The sequence below is a fragment of the Vibrio variabilis genome (assembly GCF_003263785.1).
Lineage (GTDB): Bacteria > Pseudomonadota > Gammaproteobacteria > Enterobacterales > Vibrionaceae > Vibrio > Vibrio variabilis.
Genome location: NZ_JYJK01000010.1, coordinates 1 through 14,802, shown reverse-complemented (window position 1 = coordinate 14,802; position 14,802 = coordinate 1). Strand labels below are relative to the sequence as shown.

Here is a 14,802-nt window from a genome sequence, read left to right as displayed (position 1 = left end):
TCACTGGAATTTGAATATAAAAAAAGAGATAAAAAATAGTTACTTATCTCTTTTTTATATTAGAAACGTTGAAAATTTATGTGACAGTTACAATTGCGATATGGTGTGCTTCCCCGCAAGACTCTGTAATTTCTCCAATTTCATGACCTTTAAAACCACAAGCATGCAACATGCTTTTTAGCTCTGACACCCGCTCTGGACGTACCGCAACTAATAGCCCACCGGATGTCTGAGGATCGCACAAAAGCGCCTTTTGATAATCGCTAAGTGCAGACAGCTTCGCGCCATAGCTATCAAAGTTTCTGCGTGTCCCTCCCGGGGTACAGCCTTGTTCAATATAGTATTCAACGCCTGATAGTAACGGAATGTCATCAAAATTGATTCGAGCGCTTACGCCTGCACCTTCACACATTTCGATAAGATGACCACCCAGCCCAAACCCAGTAACGTCAGTCATAGCGGTCACATACTTGAGTTCTGATAGTTGTTCCCCTACGCGGTTCAACTGACACATTGTCTCTACCGCAACACCCTGATGTTCCTGCTTAAGTAACGATTTTTTTTCAGCCTGACTGAGAACACCAATACCAATGGACTTGGTCAAAACAAGCACATCGCCCACCTGCGCAGTGCTGTTGCACTTAATCGATTCGGTTGGTGCAACTCCCGTCACCGCGAGCCCAAAGATAGGCTCGGATATATCAATAGAATGCCCACCCGCCAGAGAGATACCCGCGTCCTTACATACAGTCCTCGCTCCATCAATCACTTGTGATGCGACATCTTCTGATAACTTTGATACTGGCCATCCTAGAATAGCTATCGCCATAATTGGGCGACCACCCATAGCATAAATGTCACTAATCGCATTCGTCGCTGCTATCCTGCCGAAATCAAAAGGATTATCAACGATTGGAGTGAAAAAGTCCGTCGTACTAATGATCGCAGTTCCATTATTCAAGTCATATACTGCAGCATCGTCTTTAGTGTCATTACCTACCAGCAAATTGCTATCAGATAGAATCGGAACTTTAGAGTTAAGTATTTTTTGTAATACCTTCGGAGACAGCTTACAACCGCATCCTCCACCGGGACTGTATTGAGTGAGCCTTACATCTTTCATTGTAATCACCATATGTTTACGTGTACGTCTATATATTTATGATTATTTAGCTCCATAATTAATTCTGCAATTAAAATCACAATATCTATAATCAGCCACTCATTGTTGGATTTTATGATTTAAATCAAAGTTTGATTCCAGATAATCCAATAAGTTTTTATTAAAAGGAATGAGATGGGGTCTGGTGGCCCTCTCGGTCTTCAAAACCGATGTGAGCTATATAAGTTCTGGTAGGTTCGATTCCTGCCTCTTCCGCCACGAATATATAGTGAGTTTCTAATATATGAACGTTAGCAACTTAAAAGAACTACAGAACATTAATTTTCGGCTTCCTCGAGTTGACAATTTAGTTAATAATGAACAAATCAATCCATTTTGTCGTTTACTCAGTACTCCTCTCGTCACAAGTATCGTCCGTCAAATTCTGAGCGAAATAAGAGCCACGGAAGAATTTAAGCATGGGGCATACCATGATTATGCTGTCATCGCCTCCATCGTTGAAGAGTGCGAGCGAATATTTGCTTACAAACAGAAAAAAGTGATTAATGCTACCGGTATATTGATTCATACCAACCTTGGGCGCTCACCGATTGATCGAGAGGTTTGGCAAGATGTGACAGAAATCAATACCGGCTTTTGTAATCTGGAAATTGACCTTACTACAGGTAAACGTGGGCAGAGACACGGCTTACTTCCCCGTTTACTTTCACAGTGGGTTGGATGTGAGGATGCCATTGTTGTAAATAACAACGCAGCGTCACTTTTCCTTATGTTATCTGCGCTCGCTAAAGATAAAGAAGTTATTGTATCAAGGGGCGAACTGGTTCAGATTGGTGGTGGATTTCGGATACCAGATATTCTTGCAGCAACGGGCGCCAAATTGGTCGAGGTCGGCACCACCAACATCACCCACGAAAATGACTACCTAGATGCCATTAATGAGAATACCGCTGCAATACTGCTGGTGCACAAATCTAACTTCACCATTGATGGCTTTTGCCAAGAACCCAATTTAGACAACCTTGTCAAAAATACCCCAAAGCATATTCACATTATGGTCGATCAAGGTTCTGGGTTTTGCAACGAATTTGACCTTCCTCGAGAACGTTCGATCGATACCTATCTACGGAAAGGAGTTGATTTGGTGTGTTTTTCTGGAGACAAATTACTCGGAGGACCCCAGTCCGGACTGATTGTTGGCCGTCAAGAGTTGGTCACTAAACTAAACAAGCACCCCATGTTTCGTACGTTTCGCTCTGGTCGATTAGTATTGTCTCTTTTAGAGTCGCTGCTGATCCGTAAGTTGAACAAGCAATCCTCCCATTGTGTCTCTTCGCTAAATCGACAAGACGAAGTTAATTACTTAGAGCAGTTTGCCGAGTATTGGAATCCGCTATTGTCAGTTTGCCAACTTGAAACCCAAATTGGCGGCGGAGCTGCACCTTTTCAGACCTATAGTTCAATGGGATTCGAGTTTCATTTACCAGGTAGTCCACAAGATCACCTAGAACAGTTCCGTAGAATGCCTACTCCGATCATTGGTTACATCAGCAAAGGGCGTTTTGTACTCAACGTCTCAAGCGTCCTTGAACACGAGATGGACGTTTTCTGTCGACAGCTCAACGACTATCTAGTAAGTACCAAGTGGATTGCAACAGTGCAAAAGGAGCATTGCTTTGTCAAACTCCGACCTAACCAGCCAAGACTCCCGTTTTAAGCCGAGTTTAATTGTTGGGCTCGGTGGGCACATTGATCACGGAAAAACGTCTCTCGTCAGAGCACTAACAGGAAAAGATACGCGGCGAGCGCTTGAACGCAAGTTGGGAATGACCCAAGATATCAATTTTGCTCACTTTACGACAACAACGGGCATTGAGGTAGCTATCACTGATGTGCCAGGTCATGAAAGGTATTTGAGGAATATGGTCGCTGGTGCATCGCAAATAGATGTCATGTTACTGGTTGTAGCAGCAACAGAAGGCTGTATGGCCATGACCATTACTCACACCCAAATTGCTGTTGCAATGGGTGTAGAACGTATCATAGTTTGCATAACCAAAGCCGATATGGTTTCCAAGCGTGAACTTGAACAAGTGGAAGAGGAAGTCCTTGAAACAATAATGGACTGCTCAGGGCTGGTTCCCGATATCATCACGACCAGTATCTATGATGAAGCAAGTGTCGATGATGTAAAACGCCATCTATGCCAATACGCACAAGAAATAGATTCACCAGCAGACGCGACGCAAGCATCATCAAGCCTTTATATCGATAGGTCATTTTCGATTCAGGGTGTCGGTACCGTTATTACCGGCACTCTGTCCCAAGGAGTCTTGGCTGTGGGTGACAAAGTGGTGCTGGAGCCGGATGGTATAGAGGGAAAGATACGAGCGGTTCAAGCCATTGGTAATCACGTTGCACAAATTGAGGGCAAGAATCGAGTCGCTCTTATTCTTAAGGGGATTCCTAAACAAAAATTAGTACGAGGCTCTTTACTACGCGCAGCTAAAAACAAAAATATCCGAGTAGTAACACAATGCATAATAAAACCTTGCATTAACCAAACCTTGTCCAACTGCCTTGGACAAATACCCATGAACCGTCGGCCCAATAAACGAGTGCTCGCGTGTTTGGGCACTAAAGCTATAGAAGCGACTTTGATAAAGGTTAATGGTGGTCGTTTCTATAGAGTCGTTTTTGATACCAAGATGCCCGTTCAATTGAATCAAAACATGGTCTTTCTCGCCCTCAACGAGGGTAAAGTTCTTGCTGCAGGCATGATCGCATGGGATGAGCATGTGCCAAGATCGTCAAAAAGAGCATTGCTTCAACAACTGGATCGTATGTATTCGGCGCGTGGCAATATCGACAGAGTGACTATAACTCTCAGGTCAATGGGTTACTGCAAGAGCAGTGAACCTTTAGAAATGATAGACAACGCCTTTTCTCAAAAAGGTTACATCATTGAGCAAGATTGGTTTAATCAAGTTGAAGAACAAGCATATAAAACCATCAGTGCTCACAGGACACTGTCGAATACTGAACTCGCTCATCTGCTTGAGTTGGAGCTAGGTATCACCGAAATCATACTCCTAAACCTGAAGCAAAAGGCCAAAATCGTGCGCTTCAACGGCAAGTGGCAGTTGGGTGATGGCGAAAGTGAAGACGATCTTTCTTCGGAGGAATTGCAACTGTTAGAGCACATCCGTAGCTTCGGTTCAAAGGGGTTTGAACGCGACAAAAGTCACTACAGCTATAAAGTGCAATGGCTCAGGCTATTAGCCCACAAAAAATACATCACTGCGATAAGCGATAACATCTACTTTGACACAACAATATACCGAACATTAACCAACAAAGTTTTGGCGGGGTTCCAACCGAGGGACGAAGTAACTTTGCAAGAAATCAAACAACGCGTCGCGCTCTCGCGAAAGTACCTGCTTCCTTTGGTAAATCGCATGGAACGAGACGGATACTTAGCCCGCCGGGAGAATACACGCTTAGTGCTTCGTATAGACTAAGTGTTGAAACGCATTCCTAACATCAAAGAAAAAGTTAACTTTAAATCAATTACATAAGTTAAACCGCCATTACAGGAGTTAAGAACAGATGCGAGTAGCCATTGCATGCTTTTTATGTTTTATGAGTTTTTTCAGTGTCGCTAAGACCCTAACTTTTACCGCTATACCAGACGAAGACGAAAGTCGCCTGCGTGAGCGATTCGATAAAGTAGCAGCCTACTTAAGTGAACAGACCAATGTCGATGTAAAATATGTTCCTGTAAAATCGTACGCTGCTGCTGTGACCGCATTCAGAAACAATCAAGTGCAGTTGGCTTGGTTTGGTGGACTCTCAGGGGTTCGTGCTCGAGGCATCGTCCCCGGTTCAGAAGCTATTGCTCAGGGGTATGAAGATCAGTTTTTTAAAACCTACTTCATCGCGCATTCATCAACAGGTATCAAGCTCTCTGAGTCTCTTCCAAATAATATGGCTGGTACAACATTTACCTTCGGCTCCAAGGGCTCAACCTCAGGCCGTCTGATGCCTGAATTTTTCTTACGTGAGCATTTTAACCAATCCCCTCAACAGATTTTTAAACGAGTTGGCTTCTCAGGTGACCACAGTCGTACTATTGCTCAAGTCCAAGCCGGTGCTTACCAAGTTGGAGCAGTTAATTATAAAGTCTGGGAAAATGAGCTAAAAGCGGGAAAAATAGACCTCGATAAAGTCGCCGTTGTTTGGAAAACACCCGCTTATCCAGATTATCAATGGAGTGTTCGAGGTGACATTGATGAGCAATTCGGCACAAGCTTAAAAGAGAAGCTCACACAAGCTCTCCTTGAAATGAAAGACCCTGAATTGCTAGCCAGTTTCCCTCGACAGGCGTTTGTTCCGGCTAGCAACAAAGACTTTCAACCGGTAGAAGATGTCGCCCGTTCAATTGGCCTGATCGATTAATGAAGCTTTTAGAGCTTAATAATGCATCACTGGGCTATGAAGGCAATACAGTGATGCAAGGCGTCAACCTCACCATTGATAAAGGGGAGAAGATTGCGCTGGTTGGTACGAGCGGTGTCGGTAAATCAACATTGCTTCACGAACTTTACTTGCACCTGAGAGAACAAACGGCTCTCTGTCCTCAGGATCATGGTCTAGTAGAACCGCTGAGCGTTTACAACAATATCTACATGGGCCGGTTAGAGCAATTTGGTACATTTAGTAACCTATTCAATCTCATCAAACCTATTTCCAAGCGCTGGAATGAAGTGAAAGCGATAGCTAACGTTTTGAACTTGACGGACAAGATGACAATTTCAGTAGATAAGCTATCGGGGGACAACGACAACGAGTAGCGATAGGACGTGCTTTGTACCGAGCCAAGCCCGTATTTATGGGCGATGAACCCGTATCAAACTTAGATGAGCTCCAAGCACTCTCTCTGCTTTCACACATCTGCAACACTCATGATACCGTAATTGTTGCTATTCATGATCGTAAATTGGCAATCAGATGTTTCAATCGAATTATTGGTCTCAAGCAGGGGCGCATCGCTTTTGATAAGCCCGCTAACCAAGTTAGCATTGTGTCGCTCAACCAACTCTACCAACCATGATTAATAGCTCTGGTCGTACTCAATGGAAACTGAGTGTCACTTTTGTCGTTGTCGCCATCGCATGCGCAATGGTTGGAGACATCGAGGTCAGCACTTTCGACCCGTGGACTGAGTTAGGAAGAATTCTAATTGGGCTACTCACCCCAGATTTTAATGCGACAGAAAACCTCATTGAAGCCCTTTGCTACACCTTAAGCTTTGCTTTGTTGGGGTTTGTTTTGGCGCAGTTATTGGTATTTTCCTCTCGCTGCTATTCCATCATCGCCTGATTAGACTCTGTTGCGCATTCTTTCGCTCAATCCATGAACTATTTTGGGCACTTATTTTTCTGCAGCTTTTTGGACTCAGTCCACTTACCGGACTGCTCGCGATCACTGTTCCTTACGCATGTACATTCGCCAAAGTTTACGCTGAAACTTTGGATCAGATTGACAAAACACCAACGTTCGCGATCTCCCACTTAGCGGGTGCCGTCAATCTTTTCATCTATACCAAATTAGCCCCAGCATGGCATCAATTAGTCAGTTACACCCGATACCGCTTCGAGTGTGCACTTCGCACCAGCGCTGTACTTGGTTTTGTAGGTTTGCCAACATTAGGATTTCATTTAGAGAGTGCCTTTAGCGAAGGCAACTACTCTCAAGCCGGCGCAATATTAATCCTTTTCTATCTGTTGGTTGCATCAATTAACATTTGGTTAAAGCCAAAAGCACTACCGATCTTGATTGTTATGGCTTGGTTTTATCTTCCGGACTTTGAAGCAACCAACTGGCCATTATTTGTACAATTTCTAACAAACGATATCTGGCCCGCACCGCTACGTAATGCGGACGACGTGAATCTACAAGTTGTTGCTGAAACACTACAATGGTATTCATCATTAATGAACGGGGAAGTTTTAAAAGGCGTGATTAACACTATAGTGCTCACTCAGATTGCACTGGTAGCATCAGCTATTCTCACTCTAATGCTATTCCCGCTCAACATGAAGCTCTTTGTTGGCAGTCACTTCCGCGTTTTTGGTCAAGGTTTTTTGATAGTTTTGCGCTCAACACCAGAAGTAATATTAGCATTTGTATTCTTACTATTATTTGGGCCGTCAATGTTACCGGCCGTTCTTGCACTGGCACTTCACAATGGCGGGCTTCTCGCTTCTTAATCGCAAACTTTGCCAATAAAGTGCAACTGCGAATAGATACACCAATCGATAATACTGGGTGTCTTCGCGTTGGGTGTTTGGTATCTATCTATCTGTACGAAGTACTACCAAAAGTATACAGCCGCTTTCTCGCACTACTTTTTTATCGTTGGGAAGTGATTATGCGTGAAACCGCGATCCTTGGTGTGTTGGGAGTGGCGACACTCGGTTTTTATGTAGACTCCGCATTTGAAGATATTCGTTTTGATCGTGCAATTTTCTATATCTTCATCACCGCTCTTCTCAACCTTGCGATTGATGCGACTTCACGTCACTTGCAGAGATACAACACAGTAAATTCAATTCAAGGCGTCAATATCAGAGGTTGCTCCAGTTTGAATGATCAAACATGCACCATACAGAAAGGCTCGCTTTAGAAGCAGGCCCAATCTCCTAACAAAGGTCTAGGGCAAAAAGTTGCTAGTTAAGTGGGGTATATTAGTCTTTTAGGTAAAAAACACTCTACTAAATCTTAGCGCTTCGGAGATAGTTTCGTAAGCGCCAGATACAAAAAAGCCCGCTTTAAAAGCGGGCTTTTTCGAAAATTTGGTGGGTCCGGGCGAACTCGAATCGCCGACCCCTACCATGTCAAGGTAGTACTCTAACCAACTGAGCTACGGACCCAAATTTTTGTTCCATTCTGAATAAGCATTCAGAGAAGGATGGTGGGTCCGGGCGAACTCGAATCGCCGACCCCTACCATGTCAAGGTAGTACTCTAACCAACTGAGCTACGGACCCATCTCTCTGGAACGAGAAGGATATTAACCAGACTACCTTAGCTGTGCAAGCACATTTTTGTGTTTTTGATACCGTTTGGTCTAATCGCCATCAAATCGACTCTTTTTTATGCGTCGGAGCCTAAAAAATGTGAAGGCTATCAGCTCTTTGGCAAATGATTGCAATCAATAAACTGACGAATTATGCCGATTGTTCGTCGTCAAACACCACATTATAGTTCTCTGTGTACTGGCACAGCGGTTGGCGGCTACATGTGAAAAAGCGTCGTCCTTTGAACTCACCTTGCATGGCTGTTTTAATGGTCATTGGACTGCCGCAACGCTTACAGAAGCGAACTTCTTTGTCCGGCTCTATCAAGTCGATGTGAGCGGCAAGTAAACGGCGAATTTTGCCCACTTGATAGCTGAGCTTTACCGAAGCACCAATCAGCGGGATATTCGCTGATTTACACACTTGCATGATCAGCCGCTGACGCTCGATTTTGCCTTTGTGCAGCTTCTGGCCATTATCATACTCTATGATAACGCGCGGCTGCATGGTTCTTGGGTCACAGACGACGAAATCAAAATAACTTTTGGCGATCACGTTATTGGCGATAAACCACTGCTTCTTGCTTTTCATTTGCTGGGGTGTCACAACGTTTGCCATACTAACCTTGGTCAGTATCACCCCATGGTCGCCCACGGCCTCTTTTAAAGCATTATAAAAACGCCGTTTGCGCAGAAGATAAAATGGGGCCTTTCACTTTGTATTGATACGACTTGGTATCTTCCTGTTTTACAAAGTATTTAAGCGCAGCCATGGAAAAGCCCACCAGCAGAGCAAAGACGATAAAAATCTCAAACATGTTTTTAGCAATACCCAATGGCTAAATAGACAATACTTGCTCAGATTAAGCGCAATACCTAATAGATGCAATCTTTGTAGTCTTACCGACACAAAATGACGTATATTCAATAAGTAACCAATCTACTAAAGGTTTTAGGATGAAACTACTACGTCAATGTTTGCTGATTTCTATCAGCGTATTACTCCTTGGCTGTACAGGCATGCCGGAGAGCGTTAAACCCGTGAACAACTTTGAGCTCGACCGTTATCTTGGTAAATGGTACGAAGTCGCGAGACTCGACCACAGCTTTGAGCGCGGTTTGGATAACGTCTCTGCTACCTACTCCCTTAATGACGACGGCAGCGTAAAAGTACTCAATCGTGGTTGGGATACGGAAGATTTGGAATGGTCTGAAGCGGTAGGAAAAGCTAAGTTTGTCGAGTCTGAAGACGTTGCTCATCTGAAAGTATCCTTCTTCGGACCGTTCTATGGCAGTTATGTTGTCTATTACCTAGAACCTGACTATTCAGTCGCATTGGTAAGCGGCTATAACTCTGATTATTTTTGGATCCTTTCTCGAACACCGTCGATTGAATCCAATCAGCTTGAGAAGTATGTAGAACGCGCAAACGTCGCTGGATTTGATACTGAGAACTTAATCTTCCCCAAACACGACAAAGCTCAAGTGAACTAGCGCTTGCTCGCTAACCTCTAGCGAGCAGAGATTTGACTAAGCTTTTAAGTTTAATCTTCGTCACGCGCCAATGAGTCACCGGTCTTCTTGGCGCTGTTTCGAGAATATGTTGCTTCGCCTTTTCATCAAACGAGACGGGGCCACGATGAGCAAGTAGCACCTGCTCCGCATTGAGGTTATATATTTTATCGATCGAGTTTCGATATTGATTGGGATGAAATACAGGAAAAGGTGCAATCAGCCGCTGCTTGACCTCGACCATAAGATCCGCCACATAAACCGTCGACTGCTTGGCATTGTATACTGAAATGTCGCGATCTGTATGGCCAGGCGTCGTGAGCACCTGCCAATCGTCAAAATACGGTAATGTGTCACCATCACCCACCGCATGGTCGACTTTGAGTTTACGTCGGTACCATAAGTTGCGCTTGGGCTTACCCATTCGATTTGCCATATACCAACCAAAATCAAATCGGTCAGGTGCATGGCCACACCATCGATCCCCGCATACCAAGCTTTTGGCTGCTCATTGGAGACAATCTCCGCCCCAGTCAGCGCTTTCAATCTATGAGCGGCTCCGGCGTGATCGGGGTGCATATGCGTGACGACTATGGCTTTGAGATCGGAAACAGGACGATTCAGTTCGTCCCGAATATAGCGTAAAATCGTGCCGACATCGGCTCGGCTTGCGCCGTCCAGTAACAGCAATTTATCTGGATACTCAGCGAGATAGATCTGTTGGATATAACCTGAAATCTGATGGATTTTCATAAGCCTTGCTAACTGGTCAGACAACCTTGATGCAAGATAACCTGATATTAACAACATTGCAACAAGCCCTATTATATATAGCGATAGACATCGCTTTCTGAGGTTCATTTATGAGTGTCATTTATGTTGGTCATAGAGGTGTAGCAGGGACTCACCCAGAGAACACCATGGTCAGTATTCAACAGGCGCACGCGCTAGGATTGCAATGGATTGAAGTGGATATTCAACCAACCAAAGACGATGTTTTAGTGGTCTGTCACGACCACACAGTGAACCGCTGCAGCAACGGAAAGGGGCGCATTGACGAACAAACGCTAGAACAGCTTAGTAAGCTTGATTTTGGCGCTTGGAAGTCAGAAGCGTTCGAGCAACAACGCATCATGACGCTAGTACAGTTGCTCGATTTTTGTCACCAGCACAATATGTGCATCAACCTTGAGATCAAGATCGATCGCCACGACGCCAACCATGTTGTCTCTTTGCTCAAATCAGTGCTGGATATCCATCCGATTGATAGAGAATGCCTTATTATCTCCAGCTTCAGCGCTGAAGTGATGCAAGCACTGTTCGAAGCAAAATTGGGTACACGTCTGGGGGTTCTCGCCAAGCGTTTAAACCGCAAAGCAATTGCCAGCATTCAAAACGTCAACGCATTCAGTTGCCATTTAGACTACAAATGGCTAACCGCTAATCACATTAATATGCTGCGTGAACTCGAAGTCGAAATCTGGTGTTACACCGTAAACAACCCTAAATCGTTCAAACACATAGATAGAGTAGACGCCATCTTTACTGACTATCCAACACGCTTTGTTTAATCGAGATCATCCGGGGCTTAACTTACCGCTCTCCGGTCGATCTAAGGTTCTGGGTTTAGCGATGTGACCATAAAGTCGATAAACGCGCGTCTTCGAGCCGGCATGAACTTAGACTGAGGAAACTGCAACGTGATCTCACCTTGATAGCGTGAGATCACTCGCCATTCAGGAAGCACTTGAATGACTTCACCGTTTTGAATCGCCTCTTCAACCACAAACTCTGGGAATATGCCTATTCCTAATCCTTGCTTAACTGCGTTAAGGCGAATTTCTGAATGGTTGACCGAGTAAGACCCTTCTACCTCTACTTTGACATCCTCGCCTCCCTTAGAAAAACGCCAAACATTGTCATTTGGCTGCTCATTAAGGTAGAGGCAATCATGTTGCGTTAAGTTGTCAGGATGAAAAGGAATACCACGTGATTGCAAATAACTTCGACTGGCGCACAGAACCGCATTGGTATGCCCTAGCGACTTCGCAACCAGGTTTTCCCTCGGGAAGTGAGTCAGTTCAAACACAAAGTCAAGGTTATGCCCAAACGGGTCAACAAACTCGTCACTGACCATCAAACGTAGTTTGGCTTTGGGGTATTTGGCTAAAAATTCAAGCATCAGTGGTTGTAAAATACGGCGGCTAAACGCTTTAGGCGCTGCAATGCGCAGCTCGCCTGTCACCTCACCTAACTCTTGGCTGGTCACGTGGACAATATCGTCAGCAGAATCAATGATCTTCTGACTGAATTCGTACACCACTTTGCCCATTTCAGTTGTCACTTGCTTTCTCGTCGTGCGCTCGAGCAAATCTGCATTTAAAGCGGCCTCTAGACGACTGATCTGACGGCTAACACCTGATGGGGTTACTCCCAATCTTTGCGACGCTGCTGTAAAGCTACCTGAATCAACAACCGTGACGAACGCCACGATGTCTGGCAGTAGTGCCATGAGCTTATTTGTGTCCATTAGTCACAAGTCCTATGAAGTTTGGAAGTATTATCACGCTTATATTCATAAGCTAGCATAGTAGAACATATACTTGCATTAGACTTTATTACAACGACGCATATGGAAACAAATTTCGCTAACAAGATCTCATTTCATTGGGCAATCATAGGTTTACTGATAGTTTCGATTGTTTGGGGCACGAGCTACGGTGTCTCCAAGCAGATACTGAATCAACTCTCCGTAGTTGAACTGCTTTTGGTTCGCTTTGCCATTAGCTGCGCCGTCCTGATGAGCGTTATCTATTTCAAACAACAAATCAGAGTATTCACTTCTCGGTGGTGCCGCTACCTACAAGTCGGAATCTCAACAGGGCTTATCTTAAGCTGCATTTTCTTAACTGAAACGTGGGCTGTTAAATTGGCTCAAGCTGGGCAAGTTGCGGTACTGATTAGTCTTTGCGTGCTGTTTACACCATTACTCGAAACGGCTTGGCTCAAAGTTAAACTTCCCAAGGGAATCATGCTGTTTTGCAGCATAGGTTTTGCTGGCATGGTGATGATCGCAAGCCTAGTGAGCTGAGCTTAAATCTGGGTGTTGGCTTAGTGATCATTGCAGCCCTGCTTCGAGCTGTGATGGTGGTTACATGCCGAAAAGCGTTTACTAGAACACCATTACAAATTGAAATCATCACCCTAATCCAATTGTCGGTAGTGACGCTCATCAGTTTCTGTCTCGTTTTATTGGACTCTGATAGACCCGCACTGATAAGCACTCTGCAAACGCTCAATAGCCGCGACTGGATGAGTCTTCTCTACTTGGCGCTGTGCTGCACATTGCTCGCGTTCTTCGTGCAAAATTACGCCGTCAAACACTTGCCCGCCAGTCAGGCATCGCTGCTTATGGGAACTGAGCCCATGTTTGGATTGCTGTTTGCTAGCGTGTTCCTAAGTGAAACCATGTCAATATTGCAGTGGCTTGGATGCTTCATTGTCATAACCACTACTATTGCAGCTTGTTACAAATTTTCAGAACAAAAATAGCGAGAAAGACAGTCAGATTAACTACAAGGCGACACTTTTATTGATTTATCTCAGGTCTTGGGGGTTCGGTAACGTGTAAAGTGGTCTTCCCTGTTTCATAACGTGAAGTGACCCCATGACTCAAGTAAATACAGAGCGCCTCGTAAACCATTTTTGTGAACTAGTAAAAATCGACAGTGAATCTGGCAACGAAAAAGCCGTCGCTGAAGCGATCGCTGAGCAACTTGGTGAGCTAGGCTTTGTGGTAAGCAAATTGCCAGTACCTGAGCAATACACCAATGGCTTCAACGTCTACGGACGTTTAGAGGGTAAACAAGAAGGCAGCATTGTCTTCAGTGCTCACATGGACACAGTAACACCAGGCATCGGTATCGAGCCTATCATCGAAGATGGCATCATCCGCTCAAAGGGCGACACTATCCTTGGTGGCGATGACAAATCAGGTATCGCGGCAGTAATGGAAGCCGTACGCTGTCTACAAGAGCAAAACCGCGAACACAAAACGATAGAGGTCGCATTCACCGTTCATGAAGAAGGTGGTCTATTTGGCTCGGAGTACTTCGACATGTCTTACATTCAATCGAAAAACGCGATTGTATTAGACACCGGCGGTCCTATCGGCACTATCGTTACTGGTGCACCTGGTCAGCAAAAAATCGTTGCTAAGATCAAAGGCCGTCCAGCACACGCAGGTCTTGCTCCAGAAGAAGGCATCAGTGCCGCTATGGTTGCAGCAGACGCTATCTCCAACATGAAGCTGCTGCGCATCGACGAGCAAACCACAGCAAACATTGGCTCAGTTAACGGCGGTCAGGCAACAAACATTGTTATGCCTGAGCTAACCGTTGTTGCTGAAGCGCGCTCTCTAGATAGCGACAAGCTTACCGCACAAGTTAACCACATGGTTGAGACTTTCCAAGCATCTGCTGAGAAGTTTGGTGCAGAGGTTGAGATTGAGTCAACTCGCGCTTACGATGCGTTTGTTATCGCTGAAGACGATGCACACGTGCTGAAGATCAAAGAAGTGTTTGCATCAAACGGTGTTGAAGCGAACACCAAACACACTGGTGGTGGCAGCGATGCGAACAACTTCAACGAGAAAGGTTTGACAACAGTAAACCTATCTACCGGTATGTCTAAAGTCCACACCACAGAAGAGTTCATCGCTGTTGATGACATGGTGAAAATCACCGACTTTGTGATTAGCTACGTGACCGCGTAATCACACAGTAAAAGTAAAAAAGAAGCCGCTTCTGCTCATAGCAAGGCGGCTTTTTTATCATTACAAATCTTCAAACTCATCAATCGCCGCACGAGCTTCTGCCAGCGTGCACCCAGATTGATACATCAAATCAGCAACCGTGATCTCAGGCTCTCTCTCTAGGACTTCTTGAATGGGCGACTTGTAGCCATCTAGGACTTTATCTATCGCTACAGAGATCCAACCGACATTGGCCTCGATAGAGAACTTTGATAATGCCGAAGGCTCTCCGCTCAGCGTCCAATTGCGTGAGCGTCTGATACGCTTTAGCGTA

At 44.8% G+C, this 14,802-nt stretch carries 15 protein-coding genes, 3 tRNA genes and 2 pseudogenes; 13 read left to right on the top strand and 7 right to left on the bottom strand.

Features of this window, described 5'->3' with window-relative positions; all coding sequences use genetic code 11:
* Positions 1 to 76: 76 nt before the first annotated feature.
* Positions 77 to 1,123 (bottom strand): selenide, water dikinase SelD, encoded by a 1,047-nt coding sequence (selD, locus tag TZ48_RS02260; protein WP_162674459.1) that lies wholly within the window; start codon positions 1,121 to 1,123, stop codon positions 77 to 79.
* Positions 1,124 to 1,289: 166 nt separating this feature from the next.
* On the opposite strand from selD, the gene TZ48_RS24290 reads away from it, so the two are divergent.
* The 8 genes from TZ48_RS24290 to TZ48_RS24615 all read left to right on the top strand — a co-directional run bounded on the left by TZ48_RS24290 (position 1,290) and on the right by TZ48_RS24615 (position 7,811).
* A tRNA-Sec gene (locus TZ48_RS24290) sits at positions 1,290 to 1,381 on the top strand.
* Positions 1,382 to 1,406: 25 nt separating this feature from the next.
* Positions 1,407 to 2,840, top strand: coding sequence for an L-seryl-tRNA(Sec) selenium transferase (selA, locus tag TZ48_RS02255; RefSeq protein ID WP_112478112.1), 1,434 nt, complete (start codon positions 1,407 to 1,409; stop codon positions 2,838 to 2,840).
* Entirely contained in the window at positions 2,800 to 4,644 is a 1,845-nt protein-coding gene (locus tag TZ48_RS02250; RefSeq protein WP_162674458.1) for a SelB domain-containing protein, read from the top strand. Before selA ends, TZ48_RS02250 begins: the two co-directional genes overlap by 41 nt.
* Before the next feature lie 88 nt (positions 4,645 to 4,732).
* A complete protein-coding gene (locus tag TZ48_RS02245; protein ID WP_112478110.1) occupies positions 4,733 to 5,581 on the top strand; it encodes a putative selenate ABC transporter substrate-binding protein in 849 nt (282 codons plus the stop codon).
* Positions 5,581 to 5,976, top strand: a complete 396-nt coding sequence (locus TZ48_RS24635) for an ATP-binding cassette domain-containing protein (RefSeq protein WP_275426392.1) — start codon at positions 5,581 to 5,583, stop codon at positions 5,974 to 5,976. Before TZ48_RS02245 ends, TZ48_RS24635 begins: the two co-directional genes overlap by 1 nt.
* A gap of 256 nt (positions 5,977 to 6,232) precedes the next feature.
* Positions 6,233 to 6,505 (top strand): hypothetical protein, encoded by a 273-nt coding sequence (locus tag TZ48_RS24625; protein ID WP_239670666.1) that lies wholly within the window; start codon positions 6,233 to 6,235, stop codon positions 6,503 to 6,505.
* 317 nt (positions 6,506 to 6,822) lie between these two features.
* Positions 6,823 to 7,395: a hypothetical protein gene (locus TZ48_RS24620; RefSeq protein WP_239670665.1), complete on the top strand. Its 573-nt coding sequence runs from the start codon at positions 6,823 to 6,825 to the stop codon at positions 7,393 to 7,395.
* A 161-nt stretch (positions 7,396 to 7,556) separates the two neighbouring features.
* The gene (locus tag TZ48_RS24615; protein WP_239670664.1) at positions 7,557 to 7,811 is read left to right on the top strand and encodes a hypothetical protein; all 255 of its coding nucleotides are present in this window, start codon (positions 7,557 to 7,559) and stop codon (positions 7,809 to 7,811) included.
* A 170-nt stretch (positions 7,812 to 7,981) separates the two neighbouring features.
* Here TZ48_RS24615 and TZ48_RS02230 read toward each other — a convergent pair.
* The 3 genes and pseudogenes from TZ48_RS02230 to TZ48_RS02220 form a co-directional block, all read right to left on the bottom strand.
* Positions 7,982 to 8,058: transfer RNA gene (locus TZ48_RS02230), tRNA-Val, on the bottom strand.
* Positions 8,059 to 8,097: 39 nt separating this feature from the next.
* Positions 8,098 to 8,174, bottom strand: a tRNA-Val gene (locus TZ48_RS02225).
* 180 nt (positions 8,175 to 8,354) lie between these two features.
* A pseudogene (locus TZ48_RS02220) lies at positions 8,355 to 9,021 on the bottom strand (DUF2726 domain-containing protein).
* Positions 9,022 to 9,160: 139 nt separating this feature from the next.
* On the opposite strand from TZ48_RS02220, the gene TZ48_RS02215 reads away from it, so the two are divergent.
* Positions 9,161 to 9,697, top strand: a complete 537-nt coding sequence (locus TZ48_RS02215; RefSeq protein WP_112478109.1) for a lipocalin family protein — start codon at positions 9,161 to 9,163, stop codon at positions 9,695 to 9,697.
* Positions 9,698 to 9,707: 10 nt separating this feature from the next.
* Here the strand turns inward: TZ48_RS02215 and TZ48_RS02210 are convergent.
* Positions 9,708 to 10,468, bottom strand: a pseudogene (locus TZ48_RS02210) (MBL fold metallo-hydrolase).
* Between the two features lie 110 nt (positions 10,469 to 10,578).
* Between TZ48_RS02210 and TZ48_RS02205 the strand changes: the two are divergent.
* Positions 10,579 to 11,286 carry a glycerophosphodiester phosphodiesterase family protein gene (locus TZ48_RS02205; protein WP_112478108.1) on the top strand — a complete coding sequence of 236 codons (708 nt, stop codon included), beginning with the start codon at positions 10,579 to 10,581 and terminating at the stop codon, positions 11,284 to 11,286.
* 41 nt (positions 11,287 to 11,327) lie between these two features.
* Here the strand turns inward: TZ48_RS02205 and TZ48_RS02200 are convergent, their stop codons facing one another.
* Positions 11,328 to 12,245, bottom strand: a complete 918-nt coding sequence (locus TZ48_RS02200) for a LysR family transcriptional regulator (RefSeq protein WP_112478107.1) — start codon at positions 12,243 to 12,245, stop codon at positions 11,328 to 11,330.
* Positions 12,246 to 12,347: 102 nt separating this feature from the next.
* Between TZ48_RS02200 and TZ48_RS02195 the strand changes: the two genes are divergently transcribed.
* From TZ48_RS02195 to TZ48_RS02185, 3 genes are all read left to right on the top strand, one after another.
* Positions 12,348 to 12,806: a DMT family transporter gene (locus tag TZ48_RS02195; RefSeq protein WP_112478106.1), complete on the top strand. Its 459-nt coding sequence runs from the start codon at positions 12,348 to 12,350 to the stop codon at positions 12,804 to 12,806.
* Entirely contained in the window at positions 12,755 to 13,267 is a 513-nt protein-coding gene (locus TZ48_RS02190; protein WP_162674457.1) for a DMT family transporter, read from the top strand. Before TZ48_RS02195 ends, TZ48_RS02190 begins: the two co-directional genes overlap by 52 nt.
* 115 nt (positions 13,268 to 13,382) lie before the next feature.
* Complete coding sequence (locus tag TZ48_RS02185; RefSeq protein ID WP_112478104.1) at positions 13,383 to 14,489, top strand: M20/M25/M40 family metallo-hydrolase; 1,107 nt, start codon at positions 13,383 to 13,385, stop codon at positions 14,487 to 14,489.
* Positions 14,490 to 14,549: 60 nt separating this feature from the next.
* On the opposite strand, the gene TZ48_RS02180 is transcribed toward TZ48_RS02185, so the two are convergent.
* The coding region (locus TZ48_RS02180) for a ribosome recycling factor family protein (protein WP_112478103.1) at positions 14,550 to 14,802 on the bottom strand (253 nt) is incomplete at its 5' end.